The following is a 19,812-nucleotide window of genomic DNA, read 5'->3' as shown; positions in this document are numbered from 1 at the left end:
GCTTCAAGAATTAATTCAAAATTTTTGTTAAATTCATTTAACTTCCTTTTGATAATCACATTCTGCATTAGAACATTTTAGTATATGTATATTCTTTGTATTTTTTTCAATTAATAAGCTACCACAAACAGGACATTTTTCCTCAACAGGTTTGTCCCACAATATAAAATCGCAATTAGGTGCATTTTCGCAAGCATAATACATTCGCCCTTTTTTACTTTTTTTCCTTACAATTTCTCCACCACATTTAGGGCATTTAACACCAATTTTTTCATACAAAGGTTTTGTATTTTTGCATTCAGGAAAACCAGAACAAGCAAGAAATTTACCATATCTGCCTTTTTTTATAACCATGGGTCTTCCGCAGAGTTCACATTTAATATCAGTCACTTCCACTTCTTCTTTTATATCTATCTCTTCCATCTGTTCTTCTGCAATTTTTAAAGTTTTATAAAAATCATTGTAAAACTCTTGCACCACTTCATACCATTTCGCTTGGCCTTCTTCAATCTTGTCCAGCTGCTCCTCCATCTCAGCAGTAAATTTAACATCGACAATTTTAGTAAAAAACTCTTTCAATGCGTCTGTCACAATAAAGCCCAACTCTGTAGGTTTTAAATTCTTATTGTCTTTTACTACATATCCTCTTTCTAACAAAGTAGAGATAGTAGGAGCATAAGTACTGGGGCGGCCTATCCCTTTTTCCTCTAATTCTTTAATCAAAGAAGCTTCCGTGTATCTGGGTGGAGGCTGGGTAAAATGTTGTGTTGGTTTTAATTCCTTCAAAAGCAATTTAGTTCCTTCTTGAAGCACAGGCACAGTTTTTTCTTCCTCTTCTTGTATATCTGTTCCTTCTACATATACCGTCATAAACCCTAAAAATCTTATACTAGAACCAGAAGCTTTAAAAACATATCCATTATTTACTATATCCATAGAAACAGTATCGTAAATTGCAGGTGCCATTTGACTTGCTATGAATCTACTCCAAACTAATTTGTACAATTTATATTGGTCTGGCGTTAAGGAATCCTTTATACTCTCGGGATCCCGGTAAATAGAAGTAGGTCTTATAGCTTCATGAGCATCCTGAACATTGGCCTTTTTAGAAGCATAATTTGCTCCCGGATTGGCATACTCTTTTCCAAACTTTTCAACTATATATTTATATACCTCCGCTTTAGCTTCATTTGCCACCCTTGTAGAATCTGTCCTTATATAAGTGATAAGCCCTACGCTACCTTCTCCCTTGATTTCTACTCCTTCGTATAATTGTTGAGCGATTAACATAGTTTTCTTTGCAGTAAACCCCAATTTCCTTGAAGCTTCTTGTTGCAATGTACTAGTTATAAAAGGCGGAGAAGGATTCCTCTTTTTGACACCTGTTTTTATTTTATCCACAGTGTACTCTTCAGATAAAGCTGCCAATACTTTGTCTACATCTTCTTTTGTCTTTAACTCAACTTTATCCTCTTTAGTACCATAGAATTTTGCTTCAAACTTGGTAAAATTTTTCTCATCAGAAAGAATCGCCGTAATGCTCCAATATTCTTCTGGAACAAAAGCTTCTATTTCTCTTTCTCTATCGCAAATCAAACGTGCTGCTACTGATTGGACTCTCCCTGCGCTTAATCCCCTCTTTATTTTTTTCCAAAGAAGAGGACTTATTTTATATCCTACCAATCTGTCAAGAATTCTTCTAGCTTGTTGCGCATCTACCAAATTTAAATCTATAGAGCGAGGGCTTTTAAGAGCAGTTTGCACTGCATTTTTTGTAATCTCATGAAATTCTATGCGACAAGGCTCCTCAATATTCAAATTTAACAATTGAGCAATATGCCAGGAAATTGCTTCTCCTTCTCTGTCAGGGTCAGTGGCCAAAAAAATTTTATCTGCATCCTTTGCTTCTTTTTTTAAATTCTCTATAATAGCCCCTTTTCCCCGGATAGTTATGTACTTAGGGGTAAAATTGTTTTCAATATCTATACCTAATTGACTTTTTGGCAAGTCCCTAACATGTCCCATGGAGGCCGCTACTTTAAAATTTTTGCCTAAAAATTTAGAGATAGTCTTAGCTTTAGCTGGAGATTCCACAATAACTAGAGATTTTGCCATTTTGACACCTCCAAAACAATTTATAATTATATCAAAGTTTTTGACAATTATCAAAATATTTTTTTCTCATATTTATTGCCAGGAAGTTTTTCAATCATACCTTTTAACATTAAAGAAGATAAAATTACATTGACTTTTGAGATTTTTATTTTCACATGGCCTGCTATTTCTTCTATATCCCTTGGAGCTTCACAAATAAAATCGTACACTTCCTTCTCTTCCTCCGTAAGAGAAGACATAAGATTTTCCTCAATCTTTTGTTGCACATCCTCTCTTAAATTAAATTCTTCTAAAATATCCTCAACACCAATTACAATCTTCGCACCTTGTTTTATCAGCTCATTTGTTCCTCTACTATAAGCACTCGTTATATTTCCAGGTACTGCAAAAACCTCTTTTCCCTGTTCTAAGGCAAATTGAGCCGTCAGTAAAGATCCACTTTTTATTCCTGCTTCTACTACCACTACTCCAAGAGATAACCCGCTTATGATTCTATTTCTCAGAGGAAAATTTTGTGGCAGCGGAGAAGTATCAAGAGGAAACTCTGAAACCAGCAATCCTTCCTCACTAATTTGCTCCATCAGCTTTTTATTTTCTCTTGGATAAACTATATTTATACCATTTCCTAAAACAGCAATAGTTTTTCCTCTTTCCTTTAAAGCTCCTATATGAGAAAAACTATCGATTCCTCTCGCCATGCCACTTACAACTGTTATACCTCTTTCTGATAGCTCATGTGCCAATTTTTGTGCCACTTGTTTTCCATAAAAAGTAGCATTTCTTGAGCCCACCATAGCAATGCACAAATTATCTTTTAAATTTATATTACCCTTCAAATATAAAACAGGAGGTGGGTCATAAATATTCTTTAATTCTTCTGGATATTCCTCTTCTTCTAATGTATATACACTTATTTTTAAATTTTGCAATCTTTCTATATAATCAAAAGGATTCAATTTCTGAGCTTCTATTATCTTTTGCGCTAATTTTTTACTCCCTACTGCTCTAAAAATATCAATTTCTTTTGCTTTATACACTTCTTCCGCAGTTTTGAAAAATTCCATCAGTTGAACAAAATTTTTATACCCTATCCCTTTGACAGCGCTTAACCATATTTTAAAAACCTTTTCCCTTTCCATAATTGCTCCCCTTTAACACCGTTTTCCTTAATTATCTTTATTATAATACATAACCTGTGATAAAATAAAGAAAAAAGAAAGGTGATACCAATGTCAAACTTGTATAACCTACGCCAACTCAAAAACTATTTGTACCAAAATCCCTTTTGTGACTTTCAATCTCTTAACATAAATAAAGCGGCTAAAAAGTGGCTTGAGAAAGAAATAGAAAGAATAAACAATCTAAAATGCTATGAAAACCAATTATATCAATTAAATTTAAACTTCATCGCCGGAATAGACGAGGCGGGAAGAGGCCCTTTAGTTGGACCAGTAGTTGCCGCCTGTGTAATACTTCCTAAGAATGTTTTCATCCCTGAGATAAATGACTCTAAAAAACTATCTGAAGAAAAAAGAGAAGTATTGTCAGAGGTAATAAAAAAAGTAGCTATCTCTTATGCTATTGGAATAGTTGATTGCGAAGAAATTGATAAAATAAATATACTAAATGCTACCTACAAAGCCATGCAGATTGCTATTTCAAAAATACAACAAAAAATTGATTACCTTTTAGTAGATGCTATCACCATTCCTCAAATAGAGATAAATCAAAAAGCAATAATAAAGGGAGATTCAAAAAGTATCTCTATAGCTGCTGCCTCTATACTGGCGAAAGTTGAAAGAGATAAAATAATGAAAGAATATCATAAAATCTATCCTCAGTATAATTTTGAAAAAAACAAAGGTTATGGTACAAAAGAACATATTGAAGCTTTAAAAAAATACGGTCCTTGTCCTATACATAGAAAAACTTTCATCGAAAAAATTCTGAAAGGATGAAAAACATTGAACAAAAAAACAATAGGCAGCTTAGGAGAAAAAATAGCTGCCCAATATCTATTAAAATCAGGTTATAAAATTTTAGAGAAAAATTTTAAATGCAAAATTGGGGAAATAGATATAATAGCTCTATTCAAAAAAGAAATAGTTTTTGTAGAGGTAAAAACAAGAACCTCTACCTTTTTTGGAACTGGAAGTGAAGCTGTAAATTTTCATAAACAACAAAGAATATTGAAAATTGCCCAGTTGTACTTAGCTTCAACAGAAAAATTTCGAAATTTTCAGCCTCGTTTTGACGTGATTGAGGTTTATTTAAATCCTGATACATTAGCCTTTGAAAAACTAAGCCATTTCCCAAACGCTTTTTTAATCTTTTAATATCAATCCCATCTTTTCTTTTACTTCTTTCAAAGTTTTTTCTGCAACAGCTTGAGCTCTTTCCGCCCCTTCCTTTAAAACCTTCAAAACATAATCTCTACTTAAGTCTTTATAATTTTTTTGTATAACAGTCAATTTATCTATTACAACCTCTGCTAATTCCTTCTTTAAAGTGCCATAACCCTGTCCTTTAAATTTATTTACAACTTCTTCTATTTCCATACCTGTAAATAAACTATAAATTGTCAAAAGATTGCTAACACCCGGTTTGTTTTCCCAATCAAGCCTTATTTCAGTCTCAGAATCAGTCACTGCTCTCATTATTTTCTTTTTGATTACAGAAGGCTCGTCCAAAAGATTGATTCTATTATTTGGGTCACTGTCACTTTTACTCATCTTTTTAGTAGGGTCAGTAAGACTCATTATCCTCGCGCCAAATTTTAAAATCATAGGCTCAGGAACAACAAAAGTTTCACCAAATCTGTTGTTAAAACGTTGTGCAATGTCTCTTGTCAGTTCTAAGTGTTGCTTTTGGTCTTCTCCTACAGGAACATAATGGGTATTGTATAAAAGTATATCTGCTGCCATTAAATCAGGGTATGTAAAAAGTCCTACAGAAACTGTCTCTTTTCCTTTGCTCTTTTCTTTAAACTGAGTCATTCTGCTTAGCTCACCAAAATATGTCATGCATTGTAAAAGCCATGCTAATTCTGCATGAGCAGAAACATGAGATTGAACAAAAAGATTAACTTTCTTAGGATCTAAGCCTATTGCAAGGTAAAGGCCCGCCAATTCAATAGTGTTTTCTTTTAATTTTATTGGATCTTGGGGTACTGTCAAAGCATGCAAATCCACTACACAAAAAAAGCACTCATAATCTTCTTGTAGAGCGACAAATTGTCTCATTGCACCCAAGTAATTACCTATGTGAATGTCTCCCGAGGGTTGTACTCCTGAAAAAACTCTTTTCAAGCTATCAACTCCTTTTCAATTGAGTATTTTATGTCGTTTAGAAAAAATTATAAGAGAAAATTTCAAAATTTGCAATGAAATTTAAAATAATTCCCTCATAAATCCTTTCCCATGGACTTCGGCTACATCTAATATAGAGATAAAAGCATTTTCATCTATTTGGTGTACGATAAATTTAAGTTGTGGAAGCTGTGTCAAAGATACAATGGAATACAAAACCTTTTTGTTCTCTTTGGTATAAGCACCCTCTCCATGAAGCAAAGTAACCCCTCTTTTTAATGTAGTCATTATTTCTTTGCTCACTTCTTCTACTTTATCAGTAACCACCAGCACCATTTTTTGCCTATTAAAACCTTTTATAGTTTTATCCACCATGTAGGAAGTAATGTACATAGAAACAAGAGTGTAAAGAGCACTGGTCAAACCAAAAAATATAGCTCCAATGGCTACGATAAAAAAGTTAACAATAAAAGAAATATGCCCAATTTCAAAGTTATCATATTTCTTTTTTACAATCACAGAAATTATATCTAAACCACCAGTTGAACCGTGATTACTAAAAACTATTCCCATACCTAAACCATTTAACACTCCGCCGTATAAACTCAAAAGTAATGGATCATTTATATGCAAGATATTTTTTATTGCATAAGTAAGCACCAAAAACAAAGAAAGTGATACAGTACCTATAATAGTAAAAATTGTAAACCTTAAATTTACTTTTTTATAGCTCAAAATTAAAAGTGGGATGTTTAACAAAAATATAGTGTATCCTGCAGGAAACTTGGTTAAATACTGTATAATAAGTGCAATACCAGAAACTCCTCCACTTAAAAGTTTAGCATGAACAATAAACATGTTAATACCAATAGCAGACATTAAAGTCCCCATAAGAATAAAGAAAATATTTTTTATACTTTCTCTATTAAAAAAACTTGTTATCTCCAAGCTAACACCTTCTTATCACATTTGAGACTTAATTACTTTACATAAAATTTTTATTGTAATTTTTATTTATACCAATATTTGCTATCAATAATTCTATACTGTAATGCTTCTGCTACATGTTCAAACTTAATATTTTCTGCACCTTCCAAATCAGCAATTGTACGAGCAACTTTTAAAATTTTATTATATCCTCTTGCACTCAAATAAAACTTTTCGAAAGCTTCATTTAAAAATTTTTTAGTATCTTCATCAAGTTTGCAATGCTTTTTCAACATATTTCCTTTTAATTGAGAATTGACGTATATACCAGTACCTTTATACCTTTTAAGTTGCATTTCTCGTGCTTTTATGACTCGTTCGCGAATTTCCTTGGAACTTTCTGCTTGTGTTTCTTCTTCGAAATATTTATCTTTTTTAAGAGGTTTTACCTCCACATGTAAATCAATTCTATCTAACAAAGGTCCTGAAATTTTATTTTGATATCTTCTTATTTCATTTACACTACAATGGCATTCGTGAGTATCATCACCATAATAGCCACAAGGACAAGGATTCATAGCTAAAATCAAAATAAATTTGCTTGGATAAGTGAAACTACCATTTACACGAGTAATTGTAACCACTTCATCTTCTAACGGCTGCCTTAAAACTTCTATTGCATCTTTTTTAAATTCAGGAATCTCATCTAAAAATAACACTCCATAGTGTGCAAGAGATACTTCTCCAGGCTTAGGATATTTTCCTCCCCCAACTAAAGCAACTGTAGAGATAGTATGATGAGGAGCTCTAAAAGGTCGAGTAGTAATAAGAGGTGTACCTTTTGGAAGCAATCCTGCTATACTGTATATTTTGGTGACTTCTAAAGCCTCTTCAAAACTTAACTGAGGAAGAATAGTAGGAAAACGCCTTGCCAACATAGTTTTACCCGCTCCAGGTGGTCCTATCATTAAAACATTGTGACCACCTGCAGCGGCAATCTCAAGTACCCTTTTTGCATTTTCCTGCCCTTTTACTTCAGCAAAATCTATATCGTATTCTACATTATCAAAAAAATTATTAATATCTAAAGTAAAAGATTCTATTTCCCTATCTCCATTTAAAAACTCAACCACTTCTTTTAAATTTTTCACAGGATATACTTTTATCCCTTCTACAACTGCCGCTTCATGAGCATTTTCATAAGGAACAACAATAGAGGAAATACCTTTTTTCTTTGCCCCTATTACCATTGGCAGTATACCATTTACGCCTCTTATACTTCCGTCCAAAGAAAGTTCACCTACAAAGGCTATGTCTTCTTTTTCCTCTTTTATCTCCTCTGTGCATTTTAAAATCCCTACTGCTAAAGGTAAATCGAAAGCAGTGCCTTCTTTTTTAGTATCAGCTGGTGCTAAATTTACAGTAATTTTTTTGAGGGGAAATTCAAAGCCACTGTTTTTGATAGCAGACCTTACTCTGTCTCTTGCTTCCTTAACTTCTGTATCACCCAAGCCTACAATATCAAAAGAAGGAATTCCAGTAGATAAATCTACCTCCACCTCTACCACATAGGCATTTATACCTAAGACCGCCATACTTTTTACTTTAGAAAGCATAAAAATCCCCCTTATGGTCTTTCCAGAGAAATCTTCCCCAATTTTCCTTTTCGAAAATCTTCCAACAAAATATGAGAAGTTTTTAAGGTATCTACTTCTCCGCCTGCAATTAAACATCCTCTTTTTTTACCTATTTCCTTTAAAAGTTCAAAATCTTCCATTACTATTTTATCAATTTTATATCGGGACATCAAATAATGGGGGTAATACTTTTTTAAGACTGCAACTAAGTTTAATGCTATTTCTTCTATGTTTAATATTTCATCTTTTATAGCTCCTGTAATTGCCAACATAATTCCTGTTTCTTTATCGTCAAATTTTGGCCAGAGTATGCCAGGAGTGTCCAAAATGTCGAAATAAGGAGTTTTTATCCAATGCAAAGTCCTTGTAACCCCCGGCTTGTCGCCAGTCTTTGCCCTTTTACTGCCAATTAATTTATTAATAAAAGTAGATTTCCCAACATTGGGAACACCCACAATTATTCCTCTCAGCCTTGGAATCATTCCTTTTTGCCTTTTCTTCTCCAAAATATCTTGACAAACTCTCTGAGTTGCTTCATTTATCTCTTTAAGTCCAAACCCTGTAATTGAATTAACTTTTATCGCTTCTATTCCCTTTTCTTTAAAATATTCTATCCATAAATCCGTAATTACATCATCTGCTAAATCAGCTTTATTTAAAAGGATAAGCCTTTTTTTATTTTTTACAATATCATCAATATCTGGGTTTCTGCTGCTCTTAGGTATTCTCGCATCTACTATTTCGTATATTACATCTACTAACTTAAGGTTAGAAACTATCTCCTTTTTAGATTTTGCCATATGTCCAGGATACCATTGTATCATATCTAATTCCTCCATATATTTGAAAAAGGGGTTTATAACCCCTTTTTACATTAATTCTTTTATCTTTGTAGCAGCTTTTCCTACTCTCTTTCTCAAATAATACAATTTTGCTCTTCTGACTTTACCTCTCCTTATAACCTCTATCTTTTCAATTCTGGGAGAGTGAAGTGGAAAAGTCCTTTCGACTCCCACACCATAAGACACACGTCTTACCGTAAAAGTCTCTCTTAGGCCTGAACCGCTTTTTTTGATTACTATTCCCTCAAAAGGCTGAATTCTTTCTCTATCTCCTTCAATAACCCTATAATGTACTCTTATAGTATCTCCTACATTAAAAGGAGTTAAGTCTTTTCTCATTTGCTGACTTTCCACTACTTTTATTAAGTCCATTATTTTCCCTCCTTCCAGCTTCTAAATGTCAAACCCTCTTTCTCGTAAAAATTTTTTATCTTCTTCCGTCAAAATTGCCTTTTTAAGTAAATCAGGCCGTTTTAAAAAAGTTATCTCTAAAGACTTTTGTCTTCGCCATTTAGCTATTTCAGCATGATTACCACTTAGTAAAACTTCTGGCACCTTCATGCCTCTAAAAACTTCTGGTCTTGTATACTGGGGATATTCCAACAAACTATTACTAAAGGATTCTTCTACAGCGCTTTGAGGATGTGAAAGAACTCCTTCAATAAGTCTTGTTACAGCATCAATAATAGCCATTGCGGCTATCTCTCCGCCTGTCAATATAAAATCTCCTAATGAAATTTCTTCATCAATAACAGAATAGACTCTTTCATCAATTCCTTCATAGTGGCCACACAAAAGGGCTATTCTTTCTAATTTAGACATTTTAACCGCTATTTCCTGACTAAAAACCTTACCTTTAGGACCAAGGTAATATACAGGAATATTACCTTGACTCTTTACAAATTCAATTGCGTCAAAAAGAGGCTGAGGCATCATCACCATTCCTGGCCCGCCTCCATAAGGATAATCGTCTACCTTTTTATGTTTATCCTTTGAAAAATCTCTTATATTTATCAAGTTAACTTTTAATTTTCCTTTTTCAATAGCCCTTTTCAAAATACTATAGGATAAAACACTATCAAACATTTCAGGAAATAGGGTTAAAACGTCAAAAATCATCATAGCCCCTCCAAAAGGTGGACCACCATTACTTTATTGTCAACATCTACTTTTTTGACAACTTCTTTTATAGCAGGAATTAGTATTTCCCTCTCCTCACCTTTTATTACATACACATCATTTGCACCAGTTTGCAATACCTCTACCAATGAACCTACAAAATCTCCTTCCTCTGTATACACCTTCATCCCAATTAAATCTTTGATAAAATATTCATCTTTTTCTAACTTTAAAGCATTTTGAGAATCAACCTTTAAAAAGGCCCCCTTTAATTTTTCTGCCTCGTCTCTATTGTCAATTCCCTTTAATTTTACACAAACTCTTTTAGATATAATCTTGACATATTCAATGTCATATTTGCGGGGCCTTTGTTGGTCATCAAAAACCCAAACATACTCAAGTTCATAAAACCTTTCAGGAACATTGGTAAGAGGATATACTTTAACTTCCCCCTTAATGCCATGGGCAGAAGTAACTTTTCCTACATTATAATAATCAGCCATACCACCACCTAGATTATCTCAACAATCACGCGTTTCTTTTCTTTTAAAGCAGCAGCTCTAACCAATGTGCGAATTGCTTGAGCAATCCTTCCCTGTTTGCCAATTACTTTTCCCATATCTTCGGGAGCAACTTTAAGCTCTATTATAACAGATTGCTGTCCCTCAATTTCATTGACTTCTACAGCATCAGGATTGTTAACTAACGCCTTGGCTATAGTTTTAACCAATTCTCCCATTATTACACCTCCTCACAAGAGAGGATTATTGAGATGCACTATTACCAATTATACCTTCTTTTTTAAACAGTGACTTTACAGTATCTGAAGGTTGGGCACCAACACTGAGCCATTTTTTAGCCTTTTCTACATCTATTTTTACTTCAGCAGGCTGGGCTATAGGATTGTAATATCCTATCTCATCAATAAACCTTCCATCTCTTGGTGACCTTGAATCTGCTACTACTATTCTGTAAAAAGGCCTTTTCTTAGCCCCAAACCTTTTTAATCTTATTCTGACTGCCACTTTCTCACCTCCTTCAAAAGTTGCCCACCTTCCGATATTATCTAAAGAAAGGCAGCCTCATTTTACCTTTCTTTAGGTCTTTATCAATATCAGCAAATTTCTTCATCATCTTTTTGGTTTCTTCAAACTGTTTTAAGAGGCTATTTACCTGTTGGATGGTGGTACCGCTGCCTTTGGCTATTCTTTTCTTTCTACTGCCATTTATAATAGAAGGGTTTTGCCTTTCTTCTTTAGTCATAGATTGAATAATGGCTTCTATCCTCTTTAAATCTTTTTCTGAAATGTCTACATTCTTAAGCATGTTTTTGTTCATTCCAGGAATCATACTGAGGAGTTGATCTAAAGGTCCCATATTTTTAAGGCTCTGCAGCTGTTCTAAGAAATCTTCCAGTGTAAACTGTTTTGTTAAAAGCTTTTGCCCTAACTCTTGTGCCTTTTTTTCATCAATTGCTGCTTGGGCCTTTTCAATTAAAGTCAAAACATCTCCCATTCCTAAAATGCGAGAAGCCATTCTATCAGGATAAAAAGGCTCTAAGTCTGTCAACTTTTCGCCTGTGCCCACATATTTTATAGGTTTTTGTGTAACAGCCTTAATAGAAAGAGCTGCTCCACCTCTCGTATCTCCATCCAATTTTGTCAATATAACTCCTGTTATATCTAACCTTTCATTAAAGGAAGACGCTACGTTTACTGCGTCTTGACCTGTCATAGCATCTACTACTAACAAAATCTCATCTGGTTGTACTGCCCTTTTTATATTTACAAGTTCCTCCATCAATTCTTCATCTATGTGAAGTCTACCCGCAGTATCTATAATAATTACGTCAGAGTTATGAGACCTTGCATAATCAATAGAAGCTTTTGCAATATCAACAGGGTTTGCTTTGTCCCCCATTGTAAAAACTGGTACATTTACATTAGCTCCCACAACCTGTAACTGCTTTATGGCAGCCGGTCTGACGACGTCACAAGCTACTAGTAGTGGATTTTTTCCCTGCTTCTTTAACAAGTTTGCCAATTTCCCACAAGCAGTGGTCTTTCCAGAACCTTGAAGTCCAACCATCATTATAACTGCAGGAACTTTATTCCCTATATTTAACCGGCTTTGAGTAGACCCCATAAGGGCTATAAGCTCATCATTGACTATCTTTATCACCTGTTGCCCCGGGGTCAGGCTTTCCATCACTTCTTGCCCTAAAGCTTTTTCTGTAACAGAGTTTATAAAGTCTTTTACTACCTTAAAGTTGACATCCGCTTCTAAGAGGGCAACTTTTACTTCCCTCATAGCTTCTTTTATATCTTTTTCTGTGAGTTTTCCTTTTCCTCTTAACTTTTTAAAGATTTCCTGCAGCCTTTCAGATAGGCTTTCAAAAGCCATTAAAATTTACCTCCTACAGATTTAGCTCCTCTATTTCACGAGCTATCTCCTCAATAATTTTTAAAATTTTTGGGTCTCTTTCTCTTTGCCGTATTATTTCAATGCCCTTTTTTATCTTACCCAATCTATTCATTATTTCTTGATGTCTTTTTACCAACCCTAATTTTTCCTCAAAAAACTCTAACGAGCTTTCTGCTCTTTTTAAAGTGTCATAAACTCCCTGCCGTGAGATATCCAAAAGTTCGGAAATTTCTCCAAGAGAATAATCATTTAAATAGTACATTTCAAAAATTTCTCTTTGCTTATCTGTAAGCAAAGCACCATAAAAATCATACAAAAGAGTCATAAATAAAAAATCTTCATCCACAAAAATCCCACCCGTTAAGGTCCTAACCTTTACATTAAGATTTTATATGAAGGGCTGCATTTTGTCAAGCTGTGTTTTTTCATTTTTTTACGATTTAATTTACTGAAAAATAGCAGAAACGAAAGATTTTGCATCAAAAGCTTGCAAATCCTCTATTCCTTCCCCCATTCCTATATATCGTATAGGTACATTTAATTCTGATTTTATAGCTACAACAATTCCACCTTTTGCCGTTCCATCTAATTTGGTAAGTACAATACCGGTTATATCAGAAACTTCTTTAAATATTTTCGCCTGTTGAAGAGCATTTTGACCAGTTGTAGCATCTAAAACTAAAAAGGTCTCAACTCTCGCTTCAGGATATTCCCTATCTATAACTCTGCGAATTTTCCTCAATTCCTCCATCAGATTCTTTTTATTGTGGAGTCTACCTGCAGTATCACAAATAAGTATATCTATTCCCCTTGCTTTTGAAGCTTGAATGCCATCAAAAATAACAGAAGCTGGATCTGAGCCTTCTTGGTGTTTGATAATTGGACAGTTAACTCTCTCTGCCCATATTTCTAGCTGGTCAATAGCTGCAGCTCTAAAAGTATCACCTGCTGCTAGCATAACTTTTTTGCCTTCTTTTTTGTACATATAAGCTAATTTTCCAATTGTAGTAGTCTTTCCTACTCCATTTACTCCGACGATCAATATCACCATAGGAGAAGTCAAGGTAAAAGGTTTTACATCCTTTTGCAAAATTTCATAAACTTCTTCAGCTAAAAGTTCTTTTATTTGAGATGCATCATAAATCTTCATTTCTTTTGCCTTTTGACGTATTCCTTCTATAATCTTAGAAGTAGTACTAATACCTATATCAGCCAAAATTAAAATCTCTTCTAATTCTTCCAAAAGTTCTTCGTCAATTTTTCTACCTATTGTAACAATACTATCTATTTTAGAAGTCAAATTTTCTCTTGTTTTCAATAGTCCTTCTTTGATCTTTTGAAAAAAACCTTTTTTTTCTTCAGCAGTTTCGGATTCTTTTTTAGATTTGTCAAAAAAATTAAGCATGTTTTACCAAGCCTCCTATTTTGTCGTCAGTATTAAGTTTAAGGGATAACAATTTGGAAACTCCTTTTTCTTGCATTGTTACACCGTATATCGCATCAGCCACCATCATTGTCCCTTTTCTGTGGCTTACAACTATAAACTGAGTATCTTTTGACAATTCTTTCAAAAACTCAGCAAATCTCTCCACATTTGCATCATCTAATGCTGCATCTATCTCATCCAATATACAAAAAGGAGTAGGTTTTATAATTAGCATTGCAAATAAAAGGGAAATGGCAACTAATGCCTTTTCTCCTCCTGAAAGAAGAGAAAGGGTTTGCAATTTCTTTCCTGGGGGCTGTGCTTTAATTTCTATACCTGTTTCTAAAAGATTGTCTTCGTCAGTAAGTATTAACTCTGCATTACCCCCTCCAAAAAGTCGCCTAAACGTCTCCTTAAATTGAATCTGTAGGATTTCAAAACCATCTTTAAATTTTGTTTTGATAATTTTATTTGCTTCTTCGATTACAGAAATCAAAGATTCCTTTGCCTTTATAATATCTTCCATCTGAGATTTTAAAAAATCATACCTTTCCTTTACCTCTTTATATTCTTCAATAGCATCTATATTCACATTACCTAATCCTTTTATAGCCTTTGTCAAATGATCTGCTCTTTGTCTTAATTTTGAAATCTCGCCTTCTTCAGCTTCTTCAAAAGCTCTGTCTAAGGTCAATTCATATTCTTCCCAAAGCCTATTTTTGATATTGTCAATCTCTATCTGAAATCTTTGCATTTCCATTTCTACTTTATGAAATTCTTCATTAATATTAGTAAATTCTTGTTGTAAAATCGAAAATTTTTCTTTACGTTTTTGTAAATCCTCTTCTTCTTGGAAAATATTATCTTCTAAAGAAGAAATATCTTTTTGAATTTTTTCTACTTCTTGTTGTAATTTATATATTTCTCCTTGCAACTTTTCTCTATCTAAACTCAAATTGACCTTTAAGCTTTCTATTTCTTTAATATTCTTTTCTTTCTCTACTATATTGTTTTTTTCTCTATCAAATTCTTGTCGTTTATCTTTTAAGTTATGAAGTTCATTCTGAAGCTTTTGTTCGATTTTGGCGATTTCAATTTTCAAAGCAGTGATTTCTTTGTCTAAAATTGCTAAATTTTCCTCTTCTTTATTGTTTTTTTCTTTAAAACCATTAATCAAGGCATCCAATCGTTCTTTTTCTTTTTCTAAGCTTTCTAACTCTTTTAAAAACCGGTCAATTTCTTGTTGATAATTTCTAACATTTTCCTTTAATTCGCCAATTTCTAAAGTATAACTTTCTAGTTGATTTAATAAATTTCCTATTTCTTTTTCTAATGAAATCCTCCTTTGCTCATTAGAAGTTATATTATATCTAATATCAGAAACTTCTTTGTTCAATAATTCTATTTGCTCCTCTTCATGAATTTTATCATTCATTTTTTGTCTGATTTCTTCTTCCACTATTTCTTGTTGATTTTTTAAGCTATCAATTTCTTTTTTCAGTTTAGTTATCTCTTCTTTTCTCTTAAAGATGCTTTGAAGTTTAGGTTTTAAACTGCCACCGGTTATTGACCCCCCTGGATTTATAACCTCTCCTTCTAATGTTACAATTTTATAAGCTTGATTATATTTTTTAGATAACCTCACTGCATTTTCAATTGTATCTACTATAATAACACGGCCTAGCAAAAAATTAAAAATTTCTTCTAAATTATCGTTATACTTTATTAGCTTAGAAGCAACTCCAATTACGCCTCTCTCAGACAAAATATTGCTTTCTTGCTGAGAAAGGATCCTGCCACGAATCAAATCAAGAGGCAAAAAAGTAGCTCTCCCCAAATTTTCTTTTTTTAGCCTTTCAATCAATTCCGCCACTTTATCAGAAGATTTTATAACTATATTTTGTACATTTGAACCTAATGCTACCTCAATTGCTGTGCTATAAGTATTTTCAACCTCTAAAAGTTCCCCCACAACTCCAATTATGTTTTCTTTAAAAGAAGGAATATTTTCAGAGAGTTTTAACAAGTTCCGCACAGTTCCACTATAGCCTTCGTAATTTTTATCCATCTCCTCTAAAATCGAAAGTCGTGACCTTTTTCTTTCAATTTGTTCTTTAATAATTTTTAAATTATTTTCCTTCAAAATTATTTCATTCTCAATTTTCTGCAAAGCTTGCTGTTCAGTAATCTTTTGTTGATTCTTTTTATCTAGTTCTTTTTGTAAAATTTGTAATTCTTCAACAATTTTATTTTTTTCTTTGTCTAGTTTTTCTATTCGATTTTGAATCTCCTCTATATGTTTTCTTAAGTTTTGCTGCCTACTTATTGCCTCTTCCTTTAGAGAATTGTTTAAAGACAATTTTCCTTTCACATCTGCTATGCTATTTAAAATTTCAATTATATCTTCCTTAGCCTTTTCAACTTCTTCTATCTTATCTTTTTGCTGCTTTTGTACACTTATGTATTCTTCCTGAAATTGTTTTAATTTCTCTTCTAATTCTTTTTTGTTTAGATGTAAAAGCGCTACATTAGACTCTACCCTTTTAAGTTCTTCCCTCAAGAGTTCTTCACGTTTTACAGCTTTTTTCAATTCCTCCCTGTAAAGCTCTGAGGTTTCTTCTAAATTTCTAAGCTTCTCTACTATTAATTCCCTTTTTCCTGAGACTATCTCTATCTCTCTTAACTTGTTGTGATATTCCTCTTTTTTACTGTCTAATTGCTGTTTCAGGTCATGAATTTCTTTTTCTTTATATAGCAAATTTTCCTCTTGATTTATTTTATGTATTTTTTTTACATTCAATTGACTTTTTAGGTTCTCATATTTTCCTTTTAAAGCATCGTACTGGTTCATAGACTTCTTTGCTAATTGAATATATAAACTTATATCTACTTTTCTTTTTTCCTTGTGGAGTTTTAGAAACTCTTCTGCCTTGCTTTTTTGCGTTTCCAAAGTAGTAAGCTGTTTCTCTAATTCTGCAACTATATCGTTCAAACGAATCAGATTATCATTAGCTGCTGCCAGTTTCTTTTCTGCTTCTTCTTTTTTATATCTGTACTTTGAAATACCTATTGCTTCCTCAAAAATTTGTCTTCTATCTTCTGGTTTCGCAGATAGGATTTCGTCTATTCTACCTTGTCCTATTATTGAATAGCCTTCTTTTCCTACTCCTGTATCTAAAAAAAGCTCGTATATGTCCCTAAGACGACAAGGAGTCTTATTTATAAAAAATTCACTTTCGCCAGATCTAAAAATTTTTCTGGTAATAACTACTTCCGTATAATCAAAAGGAAGATAACCATCGGAATTGTCTAAGGTAAGATTTATTTCACAAAAACCTAAAGGTTTTCTATTCTCGCTACCTGCAAAAATTACATCCTCTAACTTAGAACCTCTTAAACTTTTGATACTTTGTTCTCCCAGAACTAATCTAATAGCGTCAGAAATATTACTTTTGCCACTTCCATTTGGACCTACAATTGCTGTTACACCTTTTTCAAAATTAAGAGTTACTTTGTCTGCAAAAGACTTAAAGCCTTGAAGTTCAAGTTTCTTAAGGTACATACCACCACTCCTTATGCACCTTCCATTTTACCACATCTCCATTTAAATTTCATCTTTTATTTTTCAGTATTATACCCATTCGGCCTCTTTGCCGCAGGGGCCAGCCTCCGGGGCCCTTGCCTTCGGCCCCGTCTTCGTCTCTCGGTCTTATTAAGTTTAGCTTCTGTTCTGTCAAGTCACTTCTCTTGTGCAAAATGTCAGCTTTATTAGTCTCACCTACTCTAGTTCTCCACGTACTCTTCGTATTTCTTCTACAATCTCCTCTATTTCTTCCTTATATGAAGAAGGTGCTAATATCTCTCCCCATCCTGTTAGCACTTGAAACAATCCATCATAAGCCGTATCATGATAACTTCTTATAAAATGTGGTATCTCCTTTTCTTTTAAAATGCCTTCTATCAATTTCGCTTCTATTTCATTTTCCAACACTAAAATTTTAGCGAAGTCTTCCATTAAAATCACCTCTATATAAAAATAAAACCTGCTAAAAAGCAGGTTTAGATTATCTTGGTTCTACAATAAATTTTATCGCTGTCCTCATTTCGCCGTCTATCTCAATCTCTGAAAAGGCAGGAATCGCAATTAAGTCTATACCATTTGGTGCCACAAACCCCCTTGCTATTGCAATAGCCTTAACCGCTTGATTTACTGCACCTGCACCAACCGCCTGAATTTCTGCCGAAGATTTTTCTCTTAAGACGGCTGCTAATGCACCTGCTACAGACTTAGGTTTAGATTTAGCTGATACTTTTAGAACCTCCACTGTCAAATAACCTCCTTCATACATTATTGTGAAAATGAATACATTTATATATTTATATATTCGCTAAAAAACCAATATTTCCTTCTTTTTAAATAAAATTTTTTTAAAAATTATTTTTTATAAAATCAGTTATAGAAATGCGCATAATCTTTTTATCAGTACAAATAACTATTTTGTCCTTAGTCAGTCTATCTGATATTTTAAATTCCATTTTTACATTGTATTTTTTTTCTAAAAACAACTTGTTGAACTTTTTTTGCCCTATAATTGTGGAAATCTGCTTTTCATTACAAAAAATTGTAACATTTGTGTCCCTTATATTCTTATCTTTAAATGCCCTTATAAGAATGTCAAGAATAATACTTGACTCGACCAATTGTCCCATCGCAGGATGAAAAGGACCTGCTACTACATCTTTATTGTAATTAATATTTTCTGTCGTTTGAAGTCCAATACGAATGACATCAATATTATTCTTAATAAAAATTATATACATTTTCTTTGAAATTTCAACAGCCTCTTGCAAAGTCAAAGGAAGGAATCTTCCTTCTTTGTACATTCTTTCTAGATAAGTATTTTTAATCACCAAAGTAGGATAAATCCTCACAAAATCAGGTTTCAACTTCACAATCTTATAAGCGGTATTTAAAGATTTTTCTAAGTTATCTCCAGGTAGTCCTACCATTATTTGCAATCCTAATTTAAAGTCATATTGCCGAATTAGATTTACAGCTTTTACGACATCCTCACTTGTATGACCTCTTCTACTTTTTAAAAGCACTTCTTCATCCATTGATTGTACTCCAAGCTCTATTATTGAAACTTGGTATCTTTTAAGGTTTTGTAAAATCTTCGTGTCTATATAATCAGGACGAGTAGACAAACGAATAGCATCTATTTTGCCCTTATCCAAATATTCTTTTGCTATTCCTAAATAGAAATTTTGCATATCCTGGGGTATCCCTGTAAAACTTCCACCAAAAAAAGATACCTCTATTTCCGCATCCCTTGGAAGAGTTTTTAAATGACTTTCTATGGTTTGCCTTACCTCTTCTTCTGTTATCTCCCTTTGTTGCCCTGTTATCGAATTCTGATTGCAAAAAACACACTTAAAAGGACAACCTAAATGGGGTATAAAAATAGGTATTATATACATCTTCTTCTTCATAACAACTTCTACACTCCACTCAAAAGGCTTATTTTCCAGTTTTTTTGCATTAACTCTTTTATGCTATTTCTGGTACGTTTGGGCACAAACATTTTTCTTTAAAAAGTTTGTATTCAATCTAAAGTTTTAAGAGTTAAGTCTTAAGAAATACTTATAAAAACTTAAATCATCAGTAAGTTCGGGATGAAAAGAGGTAGCAAGCAAATTATCTTGCTGTGCTGCTACAATTTTACCTTGGTACTTCGCAAGTATCCTGACACTATTCCCTACATTTTCTATATACGGAGCCCTTATAAAAACCGCCTCTATTTCATTATTGGAAACCTCTGGTATTATAAGTTTTGTTTTAAAGCTGTCAAGTTGACTACCATATGCATTTCTTCTAACTGAAATATCCATTATTCCAAGGTGCACTTTGTCATCATTAATTATATATTTTGCCATAAGTATCATGCCAGCACAAGTGCCCCATATGGGAATGTCTGTGTCAAGATTTTGTAGGAAAAAAATTTTTATAACTG

21 protein-coding genes are annotated in these 19,812 nt (G+C 33.1%); 2 read left to right on the top strand and 19 right to left on the bottom strand.

Annotated features, from left to right (window positions below; all coding sequences use genetic code 11):
• Window positions 1-33: 33 nt before the first annotated feature.
• On the bottom strand, window positions 34-2,115 hold the full coding sequence (gene topA, locus I4N53_RS09480; RefSeq protein WP_028991696.1) for a type I DNA topoisomerase: 2,082 nt from the start codon (window positions 2,113-2,115) through the stop codon (window positions 34-36).
• 50 nt (window positions 2,116-2,165) lie between these two features.
• Window positions 2,166-3,254, bottom strand: coding sequence for a DNA-processing protein DprA (gene dprA / locus I4N53_RS09475; RefSeq protein ID WP_013150349.1), 1,089 nt, complete (start codon window positions 3,252-3,254; stop codon window positions 2,166-2,168).
• Between the two features lie 90 nt (window positions 3,255-3,344).
• Here dprA and I4N53_RS09470 point away from each other — a divergent pair, with 90 nt between their 5' ends.
• Complete coding sequence (locus tag I4N53_RS09470; RefSeq protein WP_013150350.1) at window positions 3,345-4,073, top strand: ribonuclease HII; 729 nt, start codon at window positions 3,345-3,347, stop codon at window positions 4,071-4,073.
• A 6-nt stretch (window positions 4,074-4,079) separates the two neighbouring features.
• Window positions 4,080-4,451, top strand: a complete 372-nt coding sequence (locus I4N53_RS09465) for a YraN family protein (RefSeq protein WP_013150351.1) — start codon at window positions 4,080-4,082, stop codon at window positions 4,449-4,451.
• Here the strand turns inward: I4N53_RS09465 and trpS are convergent.
• From trpS to pdxT, 17 genes are all read right to left on the bottom strand, one after another.
• Window positions 4,440-5,423, bottom strand: coding sequence for a tryptophan--tRNA ligase (trpS, locus tag I4N53_RS09460; RefSeq protein WP_013150352.1), 984 nt, complete (start codon window positions 5,421-5,423; stop codon window positions 4,440-4,442). The genes I4N53_RS09465 and trpS overlap by 12 nt on opposite strands.
• A gap of 81 nt (window positions 5,424-5,504) precedes the next feature.
• A complete protein-coding gene (locus I4N53_RS09455) occupies window positions 5,505-6,371 on the bottom strand; it encodes a YitT family protein (protein WP_214496102.1) in 867 nt (288 codons plus the stop codon).
• Window positions 6,372-6,433: 62 nt separating this feature from the next.
• Window positions 6,434-7,966 (bottom strand): YifB family Mg chelatase-like AAA ATPase, encoded by a 1,533-nt coding sequence (locus I4N53_RS09450; protein ID WP_013150354.1) that lies wholly within the window; start codon window positions 7,964-7,966, stop codon window positions 6,434-6,436.
• Window positions 7,967-7,977: 11 nt separating this feature from the next.
• On the bottom strand, window positions 7,978-8,811 hold the full coding sequence (gene ylqF / locus I4N53_RS09445; RefSeq protein WP_013150355.1) for a ribosome biogenesis GTPase YlqF: 834 nt from the start codon (window positions 8,809-8,811) through the stop codon (window positions 7,978-7,980).
• 45 nt (window positions 8,812-8,856) lie between these two features.
• Window positions 8,857-9,201: a 50S ribosomal protein L19 gene (gene rplS, locus I4N53_RS09440; RefSeq protein ID WP_012995306.1), complete on the bottom strand. Its 345-nt coding sequence runs from the start codon at window positions 9,199-9,201 to the stop codon at window positions 8,857-8,859.
• Window positions 9,202-9,222: 21 nt separating this feature from the next.
• Window positions 9,223-9,948, bottom strand: a complete 726-nt coding sequence (trmD, locus tag I4N53_RS09435; protein ID WP_012995307.1) for a tRNA (guanosine(37)-N1)-methyltransferase TrmD — start codon at window positions 9,946-9,948, stop codon at window positions 9,223-9,225.
• Window positions 9,948-10,451 (bottom strand): ribosome maturation factor RimM, encoded by a 504-nt coding sequence (rimM, locus tag I4N53_RS09430; RefSeq protein ID WP_214496101.1) that lies wholly within the window; start codon window positions 10,449-10,451, stop codon window positions 9,948-9,950. Before rimM ends, trmD begins: the two co-directional genes overlap by 1 nt.
• A gap of 8 nt (window positions 10,452-10,459) precedes the next feature.
• Entirely contained in the window at window positions 10,460-10,687 is a 228-nt protein-coding gene (locus I4N53_RS09425; RefSeq protein WP_012995309.1) for a KH domain-containing protein, read from the bottom strand.
• Window positions 10,688-10,712: 25 nt separating this feature from the next.
• On the bottom strand, window positions 10,713-10,973 hold the full coding sequence (rpsP, locus tag I4N53_RS09420; RefSeq protein ID WP_214496100.1) for a 30S ribosomal protein S16: 261 nt from the start codon (window positions 10,971-10,973) through the stop codon (window positions 10,713-10,715).
• Window positions 10,974-11,010: 37 nt separating this feature from the next.
• Window positions 11,011-12,351 carry a signal recognition particle protein gene (gene ffh, locus I4N53_RS09415; RefSeq protein WP_214496099.1) on the bottom strand — a complete coding sequence of 447 codons (1,341 nt, stop codon included), beginning with the start codon at window positions 12,349-12,351 and terminating at the stop codon, window positions 11,011-11,013.
• A gap of 13 nt (window positions 12,352-12,364) precedes the next feature.
• Window positions 12,365-12,718: a putative DNA-binding protein gene (locus tag I4N53_RS09410; protein WP_214496098.1), complete on the bottom strand. Its 354-nt coding sequence runs from the start codon at window positions 12,716-12,718 to the stop codon at window positions 12,365-12,367.
• Window positions 12,719-12,817: 99 nt separating this feature from the next.
• A complete protein-coding gene (gene ftsY, locus I4N53_RS09405; RefSeq protein ID WP_012995312.1) occupies window positions 12,818-13,777 on the bottom strand; it encodes a signal recognition particle-docking protein FtsY in 960 nt (319 codons plus the stop codon).
• Entirely contained in the window at window positions 13,770-17,360 is a 3,591-nt protein-coding gene (smc, locus tag I4N53_RS09400; RefSeq protein ID WP_012995313.1) for a chromosome segregation protein SMC, read from the bottom strand. Before smc ends, ftsY begins: the two co-directional genes overlap by 8 nt.
• 216 nt (window positions 17,361-17,576) lie before the next feature.
• Window positions 17,577-17,813 (bottom strand): DUF2007 domain-containing protein, encoded by a 237-nt coding sequence (locus tag I4N53_RS09395; RefSeq protein WP_012995314.1) that lies wholly within the window; start codon window positions 17,811-17,813, stop codon window positions 17,577-17,579.
• 49 nt (window positions 17,814-17,862) lie between these two features.
• Entirely contained in the window at window positions 17,863-18,123 is a 261-nt protein-coding gene (locus tag I4N53_RS09390) for a stage V sporulation protein S (protein WP_003869192.1), read from the bottom strand.
• A 103-nt stretch (window positions 18,124-18,226) separates the two neighbouring features.
• Entirely contained in the window at window positions 18,227-19,291 is a 1,065-nt protein-coding gene (locus I4N53_RS09385) for an elongator complex protein 3 (protein ID WP_012995315.1), read from the bottom strand.
• A gap of 126 nt (window positions 19,292-19,417) precedes the next feature.
• The coding region (pdxT, locus tag I4N53_RS09380; protein WP_214496097.1) for a pyridoxal 5'-phosphate synthase glutaminase subunit PdxT at window positions 19,418-19,812 on the bottom strand (395 nt) is incomplete at its 5' end.

Origin of the sequence: Thermoanaerobacter sp. CM-CNRG TB177 (assembly GCF_018588165.1) — a bacterium.
GTDB lineage: Bacteria > Bacillota > Thermoanaerobacteria > Thermoanaerobacterales > Thermoanaerobacteraceae > Thermoanaerobacter > Thermoanaerobacter thermocopriae.
Note: the sequence above shows the minus strand (reverse complement) of the source record. Positions and strands in the feature narration are given on the sequence as shown.